The following is a 16,755-nucleotide window of genomic DNA, read 5'->3' as shown; positions in this document are numbered from 1 at the left end:
TCACAAAGGAAATTTGGAAAGGCTTCGGAGTCAAATGACGTTTCGCGGAAGTGCTAGTTCACCACGAAAGTGTCTTGGTTTGGTCCGTCGCCCGTTACGGCCTGGGCCGCTTCTTCAACCGCAGGTTCAGCGGTTTCTTCACTCGATTCGGAGTCCGCGTCTGCTGGTTCGGCGGATTCTTCCGCGGCCGGTTCTTCCGTCGCGAACAAGTCCACGCCGACGCGTTGCAGATAGGCGATCAACGCGACCGCTTGTTTTTCGTAAGCCTTCGCGGGGCCACCTTGCGCGACAATGTCCGCCGCGATGTATTCAGCTTGTTTGTAAGCGACTTCGGCCGTGTTGTTCAGCTCTTCGTCGGTGTACTCCGCGCCCAAGTAGGCCGCGACTTTGACGTGTGGGGCGATGGCGTCGTAGTTCATTTCCTCGGTCAGGAGATGCCCATAGGCGGGCATCACACTTCCCGGCGAAACGTTCTCTGGGTTCTCGAAGTGAGTCCAATGCCAAAAGCTGCTTTGCTTGCCACCTTCGCGAGCCAAGTCAGGACCGATGCGGCGGCTGCCCCACTGGAACGGACGATCGTAGATGAATTCGCCTGGCTTGCTGTACTCGCCGTAGCGTTTGGTTTCCGAAACGATTGGGCGAATCATTTGTGAGTGGCAGTTGTAACAGCCTTCCGAGACGAAGATGTGTCGTCCGGCGAGTTCCAACGGTGTGTATGGTTTGACGGTCGCGATGGTCGGCACATTGGACCGGATCAAGAACGTCGGAATCACCTCAAACAATGTGGCGACAACGACGGCGATTGTGGTGAACACAGTGAAACGAACTGGCAACCGTTCCCAACGACGGTGCCATCCCATTTGACTCCAAATACTGACCTTTTTGCCGAGCTCCAGCACTGGGGCACCATCAATCGCACTGGTGGGAGTCGGTGTGTGATCGATGTAGGTTTTGGTCAAGCGAGGTGCGGTATGAACTGGGTTTTCATACTCAGCAGGGCGTCCCATCCATGTCATCATGGAGTTGATACCCAGCATCAGCATGCCGCTGACGTACAGCACGCCTCCTACAACTCGCAGCCACCACAGTGGAACGATGGATTGAGTTGTTTCAATGAAGTCCGGGTACATCAAGTGGCCGGTGTCATCCATCGCTCGCCACATCCAGCCTTGCATCAGGCCAGCAGCGTAGATCGGGATGATGTAGAGCAGGATTCCGATGGTCCCGGTCCAGAAGTGCAAGCTGACCAGTTTGTCGCTCCACATTTTGGTTTGGAACAACCGTGGTAGCAGCCAGTACAGCATTCCGAACACCATGAATCCGTTCCAACCGAGTGCACCCGCGTGAACGTGTGCGATGGTCCAATCGGTGTAGTGAGTGAACGCGTTGATCGACTTGATCGACAACATGGGGCCTTCAAAGGTGCTCATGCCGTAGAATGTTACGCCGACGACAAAGAACTTCAGCACCGGATCAGCGGCGACTTTGTGCCATGCACCACGCAGGGTCAGCAAACCATTGATCATTCCACCCCAGCTGGGCATCCACAGCATCAGGCTGAACAACATGCCCAGTGTGCTGGCCCATTCGGGAAGTGCGGTGTAGTGCAGGTGGTGAGGACCGGCCCAAATGTAAATGAAGACCAGCGACCAGAAGTGGATGATGCTGAGTTTGTAGCTGAAAACCGGCCGTTCAGCCGCCTTGGGCAGGAAGTAGTACATCAGCCCCAGGAATGGCGTCGTCAAGAAAAACGCAACCGCGTTGTGGCCATACCACCACTGCATGAATGCGTCTTGGACACCCGCGTAAACGCTGTACCCTTTGAACCAACCAGCGGGAATGACGAGGTTGTTGAACACGTGCAACAGCGCGACGGTCACGATCGTGGCAATGTAGAACCACAACGCGACGTACATGTGTCGCTCGCGTCGCTTGATCAACGTCATCAAAAAGTTGCCACCGAAAATGAACAACCAAACGACCGCGATCAACAAATCGATCGGCCATTCCAGTTCCGCATATTCGCGGCTTTGGGTGATCCCCAGAGGAAGCGTGATGGCTGCCAGGACAATGATGAGTTGCCAACCCCAGAAGTGCAGACGACTGAGGACGTCGCTCCACATACGGGCTTTGCAAAGTCGTTGTGTGCTGTAGTAGACCGCGGCGAAAATTCCGTTGCCGGCAAATGCGAAGATGGCGGCGTTGGTGTGCAGAGGACGCAGCCTCGCGAACGAGAACCAGGGCAATCCACCCGTGATCGACGGAAGCACCAGCAGCACAGCGACGATCAGACCAACCAGGGTTGCGACAATGCCCCACACAATCGTGGCCGTCGCAAACAAACGGACAATGCCGTCGTCATATTGAAACTGTTCCAGCCGAACCTCTTCTGTGCCTGAGTCCGATGACAAGGCTGCGTCATCCGGACCGTTCGTCGGCGTACCAGTCGCCATTTCTATCCTCAGATTTCCGTAGTTGAACAGCATCCAAACACGAATGCGGCAACACCCAAGCGGCAATCGCCACGGGCATCGGTGATCAGTGAAGATCACCTGCCAATATTAAAAACTTAGTCGTCCTAAAAACCCATACCAACACCTGCAGATTTCGGTTTCCGCGACATTACGCCACGTATTTCGCCGTGGGGTCAGTCCAATCGTCCCGAGCTGCAGGGAGGGGGCGTCGTCGCAGAGTTGTATCACAATTCGCGAAATGTGGGTGTCTGGGTTGAAACGTCAGCAGGCCGTTTCAATCAAAAAAAGCCTTCGGGAATTCGTCTGGGTAAGACGATTCCCCGAAGGCTCTCTGTGTTTCAATTCACCCGGTTCAGGGTGAGCACGCCGAAAGTGTTAAGCGGCGGGTTTGAGGTAAGACGACAAACGCTCGGCACGTGATGGGCTCTGCATCTTCGCAACCGCTTTGGCTTCGATTTGACGAACGCGTTCGCGAGTGACCTTGAAGATTCGACCGCACTCTTCGAGCGTGTAGCTGTATCCATCAACCAAGCCGTAACGCAAGCGAATGATTTCGCGTTCGCGGAAGGTCAGTGTTTTCAGCAGTTCGTCAATCTTGTTTCGCAACATGCCACTGGCGGCGATACGGACCGGGTTGTCCGTTTCGCTATCTTGGACAAATTCGCCAAAGCTGCTGTCTTCGCCTTCGCCGACGGGACGGTCCAGGCTGACGGGGTGTCGTCCGATGTCCATCACTCGGCGAACTTCTTCGATCGGAACATCGGTCGCTTCGGCAATGTCTTCGTAGGTTGGCTCGCGACGGAGTGTTTGAGTGAGTCGCTTTTGTGCTTGGCGAAGTTTGCTGAGAACGTCGATCATGTGCACGGGGATTCGGATTGTGCGAGCCTGGTCAGCGATGGCACGAGTGATCGCCTGACGAATCCACCATGTTGCGTAAGTGCTGAACTTGAAACCGCGACGATATTCATATTTGTCGACCGCTCGCATCAAGCCGGTGTTGCCTTCTTGAATCAGATCCAAGAACGACAGACCGCGGTTGCGGTACTTTTTCGCGATCGAAACCACCAAGCGAAGGTTGCCGGCACTGAGTTCGCGTTTGGTTGCTTCGTATTGATCAAAGTGGCGGCGAACCTTGGCCATGCGGTTGTGCAAGCTGGTTGGGCTTTCTTGTGTGACCAACATCAATTCGCGAAGTTCTTGACGCAGATCAGCAGCTTCGTCGCGGCTCATCGCGTCGTTGCCGAGGTCGGCCAAACGCTCACGAATGAAAGTCATTCGGCCAGAGATTTTTTCGAGTTGATGCAGCAATGGTGTGACGCGGCGGCTTCGCAGCGACAATTCTTCGACGAGTTCCAGGCATTTGCGACGGCGACGAAGAAATTGCTTGCGGACTTCGGCTTTCAAGCGTGGCGATGCACTGCGTCGAACCAGGATTTCAAAGTCGGCTTTGTTCTTGGCGATCAAATCATTCAGCGTTCGCAGGTTGTGCGGCATTCGCTGGGAAATTTGTTCCTTGGTCAATCGCTCGGTAAGCGAGACTTTGATTGTGCGGTCGAAGGGAAGTTCGCCCGAGTGGACTTTTTGCAGAGTGTCGACGGTGGCTCGCAAAGCGTAGTCGGTTTCCAACAGCGAGCGACGGTATTGCTTGCGAGTGATTTCGATCTTCTTTGCCAGTGCGATCTCTTCTTCGCGAGACAGCAATGGGATCTCGGCCATCTGGCTGAGGTACATGCGAATGGGATCTTCGCTGGCCTTTGGCATGTCAGCCGAAGAGAAGCTTTGCGACGCGGCTTCGTTTGCCAAGATTTGTTCGGGCGATTCTTCGTCGGCAGTCATGTCGACCGAACGCAGTCCGCGAACGTTTGGGGACGGGCGACGTGCAGCGGCGTCGCGAGCCTTCTTTTCCGAGGCTTCAATCAGTTGGATGCCACGATTTTCCAGGGCCAACAAAAGCGAGTTGAGCTTCTCTGGGTTGACATCTTCATCGGGCAGGTATGCGTTGACTTCATCGTAGGTGAGGAAACCGTCCTTGGTTCCGCGGGCGATGAGTTGCGAAAGATCTTGGTCCATCAATTGCATCGGAAAAACCTCCTGTTATGGGTCACGTTCCTTCATGGAACGGTCAGTCATGTTGGTGTTTGCGGGAACCTGAATCACGTGATTCAGTTCAACAATGACTGTGAATGTCGTGTTTGAAATCTTTTCAAATGCGATTCATCATGAATCGCGAACGCTTCAGTTGGGTCGGGTGTCGAGGCTCCTATAAGTGGTGGCCTTGGAAGGGTTGTCCTAGCGGGGCGTTTGCCGAATTCGTTCGGCAGCAAACAGTTGTTCTAACATCGCGAGCTCTTCGTCTTCGGGCAAGGATGCTGATTGTAATTTTTCGATTTGGCGAGTCTTTTCGGCGTCAAATTCGCGTTCGCGAAAACGAGTCAAGATCGCGGTGTATCGTAGGTGTGGCTCGTCTAAAACGTGGCCAGCACGTTGCTCGATTCGTTCTTGCAAAGTGATGATTTGATTTTTCAAAAAATCATTCTCGAGCAGGACAAGCACGGAGTCGACGTCCAGGTCGCGGCCTTGTAGATCCAGGTCTTGATAAGCGGACAGCAACATCTTCGCGGTGTTGGAGTGCAGCCACGATGGATCGATCGCTTCCACGGCCATCGCGGCGACCTCGGGTGACTCGATCAGGATCTCAAAGAGTTCGCGATCGACACCGGTGATCGCGGCACCTTGTTCGGGCGGCTGAGGTCGTGTCGGGCCACTCGGAGAGTTTCGCCGTGGATGATTCGCGGCACCAAAGTCGCTGGGCGTCGAAGGAGCGTAGTCATCAAAGCCTTCGTCGATGCCAAACGCGGCAGCGTCTTCCATGGCCGCTTGCTCGAACGGATCGAAGTCGTCCATCGACGCGGAAGAAGGCGGGCGTGAGGCTGGTTTTTGCGATGCCGGTGCACTGGTTTGTGCCGAGTCTTGATGTCCACCGCTCGTGTTAGCTTTGCGGTAGCGGGCTTGCTTGCGTTCTCGCTCCGCGGTTTCTTCGCGAACCGTTTCGAGGCGGCGTTGCAGACGTTCGACTGGTAGGCCAAACGTTTGGCTCATGCGAACCAGCAGTTGGTCGATTTTGAGTTCGGTCTTGTCGCTTTTGGTGGGTGTTTTCGTTAGCACGCCCAACATCGTTTCGATCGCGGTTGTGACTCGGTGTGTGTCGCGAGTCACGTCAACTCCCTCGGTCAAGCGATTCAGCTTGTGGTCCATCGCATCGGGGGCTTTGCCGGCCATGTCCAGCAAATTTGCGGCGGATTGTTGGGCCAGGAAGTCAGCCGGGTCCAACCCGTCGGGCAGCGTCAGGATTCGCAGGTCCGCGTCGGCGGTAACAAATAATTCGAGGACTTCTTCTGCGCGTCGTTTGCCAGCGTCATCGCCATCGAGAACCAGAACGACTCGATTGACGAAACGTTTCAGCACGCGAACGTGCGAGGCGGTCAGAGCAGTTCCGAGCACCGCAACGCTGTGGTCGATGCCCGCCATGCGAGTCGCTACCACGTCGGTGTAGCCTTCCATGACGAGGACTTCATCGGCCGCTCGCATCGCGTCGCGAGCGAGGTGCAATCCATAAAGCTCGTTGGATTTGCGGAACAACATGGTCTCAGGACCATTGATGTACTTCGCACCTCCGTTGGACCCGTCGCCTTTGGCTTCCGCGATGCGGTTGGCGATCGCGGGAATGATTCGTCCACCCAGTGAGATGGCTTGGCCCTGCGCGTTGTCGATCGGGAACATCAGTCGACCACGAAAGCGATCGTAGCAACCCGATTTGCCATCTCGGCCGATTGCGACGCCAGCGGCTTGGGCGACGGCTTCGGAGAACTTGTTTCGTTTCAGCAGGTTGACGGCGAAGTCCCACGAGTCTGGAGCAAAACCGATTTTGAACAGTTCGCGATTGCTGTCATCGATGCCACGGCTGGCGAGGTAGTCGCGTGCCAGTTTGGCGTCGTCGGATTTTCCGCAGGCCAGTTCGTCGAAGTAGGCTCGACAGATCAGGTCCACCGCCTTCATCAAGGTGGCTTTGTCGTCGGGGCTTCCCGGTTGAGTTTTGGGGCCGCGATTGAATTCAGGGATTTCGATCCCGGCTCGTTCAGCCAGACTTCGCAGTGCGGTGGGAAAGTCCACGCCTTCGCGTTGCATGACGAAGCTGAAAATATCTCCGCCGATGTCGCAGACCCAGCACTTCCAAGATTGGCGTTCTTGGTTGACCGTCATCGACGGACGAGTGTCGTTGTGGAATGGGCAGCGGGCAACGAAGTGACGGCCCTGCGGACGCAATTCCAGATCATGCCCGATGACATCAACGATGTCGGTCGCGGCGCGAACTCGCTCTTTGACGTCGAAGTCCGTCGAAGGGGACAAACGAACGCTCCTGTCAAAAGGCCGGATCAAAATGTCGTTGGCGACAAATTCAACCAGCACGAACGCGGGGGACATCCACTCCAGAAACGACATGCGGCGGGCAAGTCGAGCAAGATTTCTCTCGCTGGCTTGTCAACGGCTGCCGATCCAAATTGGATGCGGTCAGTGGAACGGTCAACCCGGCTTCGCGACTGCGAAGTGATCGTCACTCTTCCTGAGCGACCGGCGTTTCGACGTTCCCTGCGAAAGGCTGGGAAAGCGAGGTGCCGAGGCAAATTTCGGTCCGGTTACATCCCTGTAGCGTAGTGTGTCAGCCGCGGTGGGTGGAATTCCCCAAATGGCAGGCTGCCCGCTTCGTTACAAGCATGCGAGAAGTTTGCTGGGGTTTCACGGACGCGTCAATACCAATCAGATGCAAAAATGGAGGCGGAACCTCTTTTGAATCAGATGGTCGCAAATGCCGTTTGATTCAGCGAAAAACGCCTTCGTCGCCGATCGCAATCAGCGGATTTGCTAGCACAACTGAGCGGTCAGCGTGGTGGCTCTCGGCCCGAGGGGCATCGGAAGAACCTCGCCTCTCGGCTACTTTGGTTCGGGACGGCGATCGGATCCGTTGTTCGGTTCCCGATGCTACGTCGACCGCTTGCCATCCTCGAAAACCTTTCTGTCATTCTTCATGGCGACCGCAACTTCGTCGTTTGACGACCCTGATCTGGATTCGCATCATCTCGCCGCTACGACGTGGGGCAGCCGCGTGCGAGTTTGGAAAAAAATTTTCACCACCGCTCTATCGGAACGATTGGTTTATCGCGGCGACTTCGCTCTCGGGACGTTGATGCGTTTCCTGCCAATCGTCACCCAGATTTTTCTGTGGTGGGCGATCTATGATTCAATCGCCGCCAGCCAAGCGGCCGAGCAAATGGTCGAGTCGGCCGTCGGCGGATCCGAGGTGAACGGTTCAGAGCTCAGTTCGGCGACCGAGGCGGTTCAAATTGGCGGTTTCGGTTTCCGCGACATGGTGGCGTACTACTTGATCACCATGTTGGCACGGGCATTCTCCAGTATGCCGGGTTTGGCATCTGGGATCGCTCTGCAGATTCGCGAAGGCGAAATCAAACGCTATTTGATCCAGCCAATCGACTTGATCAGCTTTTTGTTGATCAACCGAGTTGCTCACAAAGTCGCTTACTACGCGATCGCGTTCGCACCGTTTGGTTTGGTGTTCTTTCTTTGCCGCGACTACTTTGTCGGTGGGTTTCCGCCACCGCATTTGTTCGCCGCTTTTGTCGGATCGTTGGTGATGGGGTTTCTAATCGGCTTCTTTCTCGAAGCGGCGATTGGAATGATTGGCTTTTGGTTTTTGGAGGTCTCGTCGCTGCTGTTCCTTTACATGTTGTTCAGCTTCTTTCTGTCTGGGCACATGTTTCCGATTTCGTTGTTACCCGACAGCATCGAGTGGTTCGTTAATTTGTTGCCGCTGAAGTACCTCGCCTATTTCCCCGCGGCCGTGTTCCTGGGGAAAATTCCTGATGAAGACCTGCCGATGGAGATGGCGATCGAGGCGGCTTGGTTGACGTTCTTCATCGTTGTCTGCCGCTGGTCGTACTCTCGCGGCGTGGCCCGTTACAGCGGGTATGGAGGTTGATGCCATGCAATCCAAGCCAGCAACTGACGGTTCGAATCAAGACAGACCTGCCATGGATGACCACTGGATGAACGAAGCAAGTGTTTCGGAACGAGAGGCCGGATCCGAGTGGATGCGCTATGTCCGTGTTTTCGGAACATTCGCTCGCAACAGTTTGGTTCGCGACATGACGTTTCGGGCGAACTTCGTGATCGAGTGCTTGAGCAGCATCGGTTGGACGCTGATGAACGTCGGCTTTTACCTGATCATCTTTCAATTCACCGGATCGATCGGAGCGGATACCGGTTGGGATCGCGAGCGATTCTTTTTGTTTTTGGCCACGACCTGGTTCATCAACTCGATTGTGCAAGCGTTCTTCATGCCCAACGCCGAAGAATTCAGTGAGTTGATTCGGACGGGCGGGTTGGACTTTGCCTTGCTCAAACCCATCGACACGCAGTTTTTGATCTCGTTTCGACGCGTCAGTTGGTCGTCGCTAGCCAACTTCTTGGCGGGTTTGGTGATCGCCGGGGTGGCGCTGACCAAACTGGCAACTCGCGAGGTTGATCCGCACATACCGTCGGTCACCTCTTTACTGCTCTATGTGCTCTTTTGCATGTGCGGCATTGTGATCATGTACAGCCTCATGATCTGCTTGTCCGCGACGAGCATCTGGTTGGGACGCAATCAAACGCTTTACAATTTTTGGTTTTACATCACCAACTTCAGTCGCTATCCGATGGAGATCTACAACCGTGGTTGGGGCACGCCCATGTACGGTTTCTTTACTTTCGTGGTGCCCGTCTTGGTGGTTGTGAACGTCCCGGCTCGCTTGCTGGCAAAACCGATTGACCCACGGACCAACGAAGAGTGGCTGCTGGTCGGTTGGGCGTTGATCGCGACCGTGATGAGCGTCACCTTTAGTCGTTGGGTTTTTCGCCGAGCACTAAGCAGCTACCGAAGCGCGAGTTCTTGAGACTGTTGCTGTCGATGGACGCAACGATGCGATGGAAGAAGCTTTGAATCAGCAATAGGTTTGTTAACGCTGATCACCGATCGCTCGCGGCGTTAGTGACTGATTTGAGTTTGACAACGCTCGGTGTCATGTCAGCAAGAAGCAGGACCACAATAAGAATTCGATTCCAAGACGAAGCGGACGTCAGCAGGTGCGGACGTTCGCTTTTTTGTGTCTCTGGTCCGAATCGTGATCGATGTCCATTGGGTTCATGACCGACCCTGTCGCGTGGATCAAAGCCGAAAAACTTGAGCGACGTTTTGGAACGAAGCGTTCGTGTCCTTTTCAATTCATTCCAACTCATGCCAGATGGTGATGTGCTGCGACCAAATCCGTATCAGCAAACGAGCGACATCGAAGCGGAGGAACCAAAGAAAGACTTCGTTGTTGAGCGCCTTCCCGTCACCGTCTTGCTGGCGTTGATGACACTTTGTTCGCTGGGAATGTCCGTGACATGGACCGTCGATCCCGTCATCCTTTTCTCAATGGCGTTGGGCTGGGGATGGGTTTCCTGGCCAGTGCTGTCTCTGCTTAGAAACAAGCTGGCCAGTCTAATTCGCGTTTAGGTACGACAACTAAAAACGCGATTGCTTGGAGATTCGATGCCAGTCGCCAAGTCTTCCACCGTGTCTATCCACAGGCTGGAAGACGTATGCCGACTGGGGCGTATCATTGCTTCAACGCTTTGACGACGATTTCGGCGACGTGTTGACCGAGCAGTTTGGAACCCGCTGGTGTGTAGTGCACGTTGGCTTTGCGCTGCGTTGAGGCGTGATGCATAGCAAAGTCGTAAAATGGATCGGTTTGAATGCCGCCGACCGATTCCATCACCTTGGCTGCCGCTTCGTTGTAAATCGGGCCATCCTCTGGCAATCGACCACTGGCTCCTTCGGGGACGGGGGTGGTCTCTCGCCAGATCACCGTCGCGCCGGTCGCTTTCAGTTTTTTTGCGATCGTTTCCAGGTTGGCGGAGTATTCTTCGAGTGGGACTTGCCGTTTGCTGGTTGGCAGTTTCGGATCAGCGAGATTTTTCCCGTTGGGGCCCAAGAATTTCAAATCGTGCAAACCAAAATTGAAGTGGATCACATCCCACTTGCGGTCACCTAACCACGAATCCAGTTGTTCGAGACCGCGAGTCGTTGGGCCACAGTTTGTTCCTGGACGGAACACGTTGGCTTTGCCTTCCAATGCTCGTCGGGCATCCAGCATGTAACCGATCGAAATGGAATCACCAATCAACAGAACGTTGGGGAGTGATGGATCGACTTTGGGGGGAGCGAACGGGTCGTTCGCTCGTGCTTGACGTGGAGATGACTTTTGGGTCGGTTGATCGGCGTGTCCGGTGGAGAGCAAAACGGATGGTAAGGCACCAGCGATCGACAAAACGAACGCAGTGAAGAAGCTGAGGCGACGAATGGACATGGCTGGCCGGTCAGTGGGATGATTGGAAGTTGAGATGCATGTTCAAGAAACAAAGTGAGCAACGAAACGAATGACGAATGCCGAATCCAGAACCGTATTGAGAATCTTGGATGCCAACGCGAATCGCGCCGGTGAAGGCCTTCGGACGCTCGAAGAATCCGCTCGCTTCATCTTAAACGATCTTAGTCTGACGGAGCGGTTGAAGACGCACCGGCACGATCTAGCGGTCGCGATGCGACGTTGGAATCGGTTTCAGTTGATCGGTTCTCGCGACACGCCTGGCGACGTTGGTACCGGCGTCCAAACCGCCAGCGAACAATCGCGAGCTGATCTGTCTTCCGTGATCGCGGCCGCGACGACTCGGACCCAGCAAGCTTTGCGGTGTCTGGAAGAGTACGGAAAGACGGCGGACTCCGAATTCGCCGCTTGTATTGAGTCGATCCGCTATCAGTGCTATGCCACCTTCCGTGAATTGGAGCTGAAGATGGCTGGGCTGAACGCACGTTCTCGAAAATTGGTAGAAGCCCGCCTGTATGCCTTGATCGCTTGCGAGCCCAATGCGGATTATCTGAAAGCTCGGATCGCGGAGTTGGTTGATGCAGGCGTCGATGTGATTCAGCTTCGCGATTCAAGCGTCGACGACCGTACGTTGTTTGAACAAGCCAAACTCGGGGCGGCGATTGCGGCGGAGCGAGATGTCCTTTGGATCATCAATGATCGTGCCGACATCGCGGTGGCATCCGGTGCCGATGGTGTTCATGTCGGACAAGAGGAACTGCCGGTGGATGCTGTTCGAGAAGTCGTGGGACCAGAGCGTTTGATTGGATTGTCGACTCACAGCATCGAACAAGTTCGCCTGGCAACTCGCACCACGGCGAATTACATCGGATGCGGACCAACGTTCCCCGGCAAAACCAAATCGTTCGATCGCTATCCTGGTTGTGAGTTCTTGACGCAGGTCAGCGATGCCGAACGGTCCGGTGAATTGACGTTGCCCGCATTCGCGATCGGAGGCATCGGTTTGGGTAACGTCGAACAGGTCGCACAGTCGGGAATCGGACGAGTTGCGGTCACGGGAGCGTTGGCACCTCATGACGGGCTGCACCAGACGGCAATGGGCATGCGAGAAATACTGGAACGAGTCCCGCTACGAATTACGCCCGACTCAAGTGATGTCTGTCCCCTTCCGAATGATTGAGTCAGGGAAACGTTTGTGACAACTCGTCGATTTCACTTTGATGCAGCGACGCTAGCGTGGATGTTGGTTGCAATTGCTACCCAGGCCAATTTACGCGCGGACGAACCTGCGGTCATTTCAATCACGTTGGCCGATCGGGAGTTGAGTGAAAGCAGCGGAATGGTTTTTTCGTCAACTGATCCAAGCTGCATTTGGTCACACAATGATTCGGGTGATCGCGCAAGGTTGTTTGCGTTCGATGCGAAGACCGGCGAGGCGACAGGGCAATGGGATCTGCAAGGTGTCACCGCAGTCGACTGGGAAGACCTCGCCATGCTTCCACCTGTCAATGCCGGTGGCCCAGCGCGGTTGGTGATCGCTGATTCCGGTGACAATCAAAAGCGACGCGACCACATCGAATTGCTGGTGATCGATGAGATGGATCCCAGGAAGTCTGGCGTCGTAACTCGCGAAAACGTCCGTGTCCTTCGCATCAAATATCCCGACGGTGCTCAGGATTGCGAGGCAATCTGGTTCGATGAGCCGTCCCAAGGATTGATTCTGCTGTGCAAGAGGTTCACGCCTTGGGTGGGCCTTTACCGTGTTGCATTGAAGGATGGAGGCAACGAAGAATCGAGCACCGATCTCGTCGCTGAGTTAATCCAGCGGTTGCCGCTAGCGTTGGCGACCGCCGCGGATCGCGATCCGGTGACGGGCGACGTTTGGGTCTCGACTTATTGGCAAGCGATCAAATTTGCCAAGGCAGATCACGTCACGCTGAAAACTCAGATGTCACAAACCCCTGTGGCGTTTGACTTGCCGAAATTAAAACAGATCGAAGCGATCGCGGTTGACTCGGAATCAAACGTCTGGGTCACCAGCGAGGGCAGCCCGGCTCCCTTGGTCCGTTTGAACGTTCGCTAGACACTGATCATGGAACGCCGGAAGCAAGTTTCTAAATTGAACTGTCACGGAAAGCATAAAGAGTACGGATGTTTGAAATCGAATTGAAGTTTCGCGTTGGCGATGGCAGCGAACTGCGCGAACGATTGGCGGAGAATGACGCGGTGTTGGTTTCGGAAAACGAGAATCAGGACACCTACTACAACCATCCGTCGCGTGACTTCGCGGAGTCCGGGGAAGCGCTGCGGGTTCGACGAATCGATGGAACGCCCCTGGTGACCTACAAAGGCTCCAAGCGGCCGGGTGCGGTCAAAGCACGGGAAGAATTGGAGTGGCGTTTAGATCCAGGCGATCCGACAGGCGAGTCGATGGAGACGCTGTTTGATCGGCTCGGTTTTCGAAAGGTCGCGACGGTGACGAAGCAGCGTGAGACGTTTCATCTCGGATCGTCAAATCCGATGACGGTTACGATCGACCGTGTCGAAGGGTTGGGCGAATTTGCAGAGATTGAACGTGTGTTGCACGAAGGTTCACCGAGCGATGAAGCTGTCGAAAAGGCTCGCGAGGAAGTCCTCAATTTGGCTTCGGAGCTCGGGTTGAAATCACCCGAGTCGCGAAGCTATTTGCGGATGCAACTCGAATCAACGAGTGGCTGATTTGATCGAACTGAGTCCGCCATCGACCGCGATGTCTTGACCGGTGATCCACGAGTTCTCAGGAGCCAGCAGCCATGCGATCATCGAGGCGATGTCCTCCGGTTTTCCAAGACGACCCATCGGATGCATGGCTCGACTGGCATCAGCGGAACGTTCGTTCTGCCAAATTCGAGCGGTCAATTCGGTTTCGACCAAGCCCGGTGCAACGGTGTTGATGCGAACGTTGCTGGCTGCATAGGTTGCCGCGGCGGCTCGAGCCATGGCGGCTACGCCGGCCTTCGCCGCGGCGATCGCTTCGTGACTGGTGAGCCCGATTGCGGCACCACCGCTGGACATCAAAACGATCGAGCCGCCGCCTTGCTTTTTCAATCGAGGTGCCATCGTACGAACCAATCCGAATGCGGTGATCAGATTGGCTTCGATCACTGATTGCAACTCATCTTTGCTGGTCAGGTGAGCTGGTTTCAACAGGATTGATCCGGCCAAGTTGACTGCGCCGTCAAGTCCGCCGAAGTGTTCGAGCGTGTAGTCTGCGACTCCGGCCAATCCGTCCCAATCAGTTCCGTCGCAGACTTGAAAAGGTTGTTGAAGTTCATTGGCGAGTGTCTGCAATTTAGCTTCGTTTCTGCCGACCAGCATCACTTGATGACCAGTCGCGACGAGTTGTTTGCAGAGTTCGGTGCCGATGCCGCCACCGGCACCGACGACGAAGTATTTTGAGTTGGGCATGGCACGAGATTGCGTCTGTCGTTGAGGTTGATAAGGACAGTCAACGGTAGAACGATGGCAAATTGTGATTGGGAGAAGGTGTTGTGAGCTTTGCAGCCTTGGCAATTGACGATCGGTTGATGGAATCAACTGCGACGATTGTTCGGAGGGGGCGTGTTCGACCGGTCACGCATGTCAAAGCGGCGATTCCATGTGCATCGGGCAATCGTCAGTTCTTTGGGTTTGCATCATCGATGGTCGATAAGAGTTTCATGGCACCGATGAAATCAGTTTCGCGGCGGTGACCTCCCCATTTTCGCCGCCATCGGATTGATTTGCTTTCACCTCTCCAACGGAATGATTCCGCCATGACCAAAAAAGATACTTTTCGCGTCGTTGCTCGCGGCAGAGACGGTTCACTTCAGATTCGCGATTACACGTCGCTCGATCCTTTGACGGACCATCACGAGCAAGTCGGGATTGATGACTGCAGCACTGACCTCGCTCTTCGTGGGATGCCGGTATTCCGTGGCTTGATCGGACCAATGCCTGAAGGCAAGAACATCGTTCGCTATGAAACGCCTGAAGTGTTTGAAATGCTGACGAAGGAGTGGGGCATCACGAAGCCGAAGAAACGACGCCGTCGCGCGAGCGAAAAGAAGACCGCCGAAGCGTCCACGGACTCCGCCGAATTGGTTTCCTAAGCACGGTGATCGTCGGTTTGTCGATCGGCCTTCGCCGTTCTGAATTGAGCCTCGCTGTTTCGCATCAGGTGTCGCTGTGTCACATCATGTGTCGCCGTGTAGAACAGTGAGGCGTTGTTGATCGCGATACCAATGACGGCGAATCATCTTGACGGCATCGACAATTTGAAATGGTCGCTTTCCAGCACTCCGCTCCATGAGCGGATGTGGTGGGTGGTGAACCATCGAAGCCGGCGAATTAGAGAATGATTGGCTTGCTCTCGGCGTGAGTATGCCTTTCGCACTAAACGCCTAGCAATTCTTCCGACAGCTGCGGGCAATCGTCTGCGGTGACTGAAATCGTCACCTGTTCATGCCGGTCTGTCGGCCTCACCTCGGTCGTTTTTATCCGCTCACTGCTAAGTGGACTGTTGCGATCAGCGCAGGCCATCAGCAGATTTGTGGTAAGGTTCAGATTGCGACTTGATGGCAGGCGACTCAATCGCGGTGGCATCCAAAGCCGATCAGCCATCGGTCTCGCAATGATACGTCGCCTCTTTGCGTTCGCGACGGATCGTTTTGAACGGGCGGTTGCCGGAGACATTTAGAGGATCGCTATCAAGCGGAATCGTCTCTTTGGGCCGGGAAGTGAATGGGCGTGCACCTTTCGGGGGGCCCAAAACTTTCGGTTGTCGCTCTCGAAGTGCGATAATGCGCACTTTGTTGCGGGATAAGCATCCGTTACGCGACCCTAGCGAGGTGCTAGCCTTGACAGGTCACCATCACCACTGACTTGAAAGTGGGGAGGGTTCGACTTCTGATGTTTTTCAAGGCTTTGATATCCCATTATCGGGAAGGGGCTGACCGTGATTGATTCTGCGAACGAGAGTGCAGCAGTTTTCTTATTGGCTCGACAAACAAACGGAGAGACCGCGACGATCGACCTGAAGTCGATGATCGAGACGGGCTCCGATTGGTCGGTCATACCGTGTTCTTCGAGTGATCAATTGTTGGAATGGATCTCGGAAGGTCGGTTGGAACGCCCTGGTTGTTTGGTCGTGGACGTTGAGCTGATTGGCGACGGTTTTCAACGGGTGCAGAAGGCGCTTTCCGAAGCGAGTTGCAGTGCTCCGCTCATTCTGGTTGCTGGTGAATTGCCGATTGAAACCGTGGTCCACGCTTTTGAAAATGGTGCCTGGACGGTCGTGTTGAAGTCCGCGGACAACGCGCAGAAATTCAGCGGTTCGTTGCGGGATCATATTCGCCAAGCAATCGATTGGGACCGTTTCCAAGTGGGCATGGAAAAGGCACATCGCAAACGCAACCGAATCTTGGATGGTTTGACTGAACGCCAACGCAAAGTGCTTAACTGCGTGATGGAAGGTATGCCGACCAAAGCGATTGCAGCCAATTACAACGTTTCGAAACGTTTGATCGAATTTGAACGAAGCCATTTGCTTTCGGCGTTTAATGTCGGCGGCACCGCAGAGCTGACCGCAGTGGTGGGCGAGCATCGCATTGTTGAGAAGCTGTTGGATCGCTATCACCGATTTGACTCTGCGGAAGTCGGGCGTTCCTTTCAACGCCCGATGGCGTTGCGCGGCTCCGTATCAAGATCAACTGTTCAAGTTGACGAGTAACCCAGTATCCTTCCAATACTCGATCAGAATTTTCCGGGGCAGATCG

13 protein-coding genes are annotated in these 16,755 nt (G+C 54.8%); 8 read left to right on the top strand and 5 right to left on the bottom strand.

Translation table 11 applies throughout. The features are described from left to right. Positions 1–53: 53 nt before the first annotated feature. The 3 genes from ccoN to dnaG form a co-directional block, all read right to left on the bottom strand. On the bottom strand, positions 54–2,552 hold the full coding sequence (gene ccoN / locus RB_RS12885; protein WP_011120869.1) for a cytochrome-c oxidase, cbb3-type subunit I: 2,499 nt from the start codon (positions 2,550–2,552) through the stop codon (positions 54–56). 297 nt (positions 2,553–2,849) lie between these two features. After that, complete coding sequence (locus tag RB_RS12880) at positions 2,850–4,553, bottom strand: sigma-70 family RNA polymerase sigma factor (RefSeq protein WP_007333284.1); 1,704 nt, start codon at positions 4,551–4,553, stop codon at positions 2,850–2,852. A 210-nt stretch (positions 4,554–4,763) separates the two neighbouring features. Further along, positions 4,764–6,974 (bottom strand): DNA primase, encoded by a 2,211-nt coding sequence (dnaG, locus tag RB_RS12875; RefSeq protein ID WP_011120867.1) that lies wholly within the window; start codon positions 6,972–6,974, stop codon positions 4,764–4,766. A 583-nt stretch (positions 6,975–7,557) separates the two neighbouring features. Between dnaG and RB_RS12870 the strand changes: the two genes are divergently transcribed. The 3 genes from RB_RS12870 (at position 7,558) to RB_RS12860 (ending at position 10,086) form a co-directional block, all read left to right on the top strand. After that, the gene (locus RB_RS12870) at positions 7,558–8,526 is read left to right on the top strand and encodes an ABC transporter permease (RefSeq protein ID WP_007333288.1); all 969 of its coding nucleotides are present in this window, start codon (positions 7,558–7,560) and stop codon (positions 8,524–8,526) included. Further along, on the top strand, positions 8,516–9,481 hold the full coding sequence (locus tag RB_RS12865) for an ABC transporter permease (RefSeq protein WP_007333289.1): 966 nt from the start codon (positions 8,516–8,518) through the stop codon (positions 9,479–9,481). Before RB_RS12870 ends, RB_RS12865 begins: the two co-directional genes overlap by 11 nt. A gap of 287 nt (positions 9,482–9,768) precedes the next feature. Continuing rightward, on the top strand, positions 9,769–10,086 hold the full coding sequence (locus RB_RS12860) for a hypothetical protein (protein WP_231846461.1): 318 nt from the start codon (positions 9,769–9,771) through the stop codon (positions 10,084–10,086). Between the two features lie 103 nt (positions 10,087–10,189). Here the strand turns inward: RB_RS12860 and RB_RS12855 are convergent, their stop codons facing one another. Then, positions 10,190–10,942: an SGNH/GDSL hydrolase family protein gene (locus tag RB_RS12855; RefSeq protein WP_011120859.1), complete on the bottom strand. Its 753-nt coding sequence runs from the start codon at positions 10,940–10,942 to the stop codon at positions 10,190–10,192. Between the two features lie 70 nt (positions 10,943–11,012). Between RB_RS12855 and RB_RS12850 the strand changes: the two genes are divergently transcribed. The 3 genes from RB_RS12850 to cyaB all read left to right on the top strand — a co-directional run bounded on the left by RB_RS12850 (position 11,013) and on the right by cyaB (position 13,678). Further along, a complete protein-coding gene (locus tag RB_RS12850) occupies positions 11,013–12,140 on the top strand; it encodes a thiamine phosphate synthase (RefSeq protein ID WP_011120858.1) in 1,128 nt (375 codons plus the stop codon). 15 nt (positions 12,141–12,155) lie between these two features. Continuing rightward, positions 12,156–13,043 carry a hypothetical protein gene (locus RB_RS12845; protein WP_011120857.1) on the top strand — a complete coding sequence of 296 codons (888 nt, stop codon included), beginning with the start codon at positions 12,156–12,158 and terminating at the stop codon, positions 13,041–13,043. A gap of 68 nt (positions 13,044–13,111) precedes the next feature. Beyond that, on the top strand, positions 13,112–13,678 hold the full coding sequence (gene cyaB / locus RB_RS12840; RefSeq protein ID WP_011120856.1) for a class IV adenylate cyclase: 567 nt from the start codon (positions 13,112–13,114) through the stop codon (positions 13,676–13,678). On the opposite strand, the gene RB_RS12835 is transcribed toward cyaB, so the two are convergent. Further along, on the bottom strand, positions 13,664–14,407 hold the full coding sequence (locus RB_RS12835; protein ID WP_007333296.1) for an SDR family NAD(P)-dependent oxidoreductase: 744 nt from the start codon (positions 14,405–14,407) through the stop codon (positions 13,664–13,666). The two genes, cyaB and RB_RS12835, sit on opposite strands and share 15 nt — an antisense overlap. A 347-nt stretch (positions 14,408–14,754) precedes the next feature. Here RB_RS12835 and RB_RS12825 point away from each other — a divergent pair, with 347 nt between their 5' ends. Continuing rightward, positions 14,755–15,090: a hypothetical protein gene (locus RB_RS12825; RefSeq protein ID WP_007327740.1), complete on the top strand. Its 336-nt coding sequence runs from the start codon at positions 14,755–14,757 to the stop codon at positions 15,088–15,090. A gap of 845 nt (positions 15,091–15,935) precedes the next feature. Beyond that, positions 15,936–16,709, top strand: a complete 774-nt coding sequence (locus RB_RS12820; RefSeq protein ID WP_011120849.1) for a response regulator transcription factor — start codon at positions 15,936–15,938, stop codon at positions 16,707–16,709. Positions 16,710–16,755: the final 46 nt, after the last annotated feature.

The organism is Rhodopirellula baltica SH 1 (assembly GCF_000196115.1).
Lineage (GTDB): Bacteria > Planctomycetota > Planctomycetia > Pirellulales > Pirellulaceae > Rhodopirellula > Rhodopirellula baltica.
The sequence above is the reverse complement of the archived record's forward strand: the minus strand, read 5'-3'. Positions and strand labels throughout refer to the sequence as shown.

What these genes read in the sequence shown, in the direction of transcription:
- RB_RS12850 (WP_011120858.1), top strand. Translation starts at nt 11,013, where the DNA reads ATGACGAATGCCGAATCCAGAACCGTATTGAGAATCTTGGATGCCAAC.
- RB_RS12835 (WP_007333296.1), bottom strand. Translation starts at nt 14,407, where the DNA reads ATGCCCAACTCAAAATACTTCGTCGTCGGTGCCGGTGGCGGCATCGGC.
- RB_RS12825 (WP_007327740.1), top strand. Translation starts at nt 14,755, where the DNA reads ATGACCAAAAAAGATACTTTTCGCGTCGTTGCTCGCGGCAGAGACGGT.
- RB_RS12865 (WP_007333289.1), top strand. Translation starts at nt 8,516, where the DNA reads ATGGAGGTTGATGCCATGCAATCCAAGCCAGCAACTGACGGTTCGAAT.
- cyaB (WP_011120856.1), top strand. Translation starts at nt 13,112, where the DNA reads ATGTTTGAAATCGAATTGAAGTTTCGCGTTGGCGATGGCAGCGAACTG.
- RB_RS12870 (WP_007333288.1), top strand. Translation starts at nt 7,558, where the DNA reads ATGGCGACCGCAACTTCGTCGTTTGACGACCCTGATCTGGATTCGCAT.
- dnaG (WP_011120867.1), bottom strand. Translation starts at nt 6,974, where the DNA reads ATGTCGTTTCTGGAGTGGATGTCCCCCGCGTTCGTGCTGGTTGAATTT.
- RB_RS12855 (WP_011120859.1), bottom strand. Translation starts at nt 10,942, where the DNA reads ATGTCCATTCGTCGCCTCAGCTTCTTCACTGCGTTCGTTTTGTCGATC.
- RB_RS12880 (WP_007333284.1), bottom strand. Translation starts at nt 4,553, where the DNA reads ATGCAATTGATGGACCAAGATCTTTCGCAACTCATCGCCCGCGGAACC.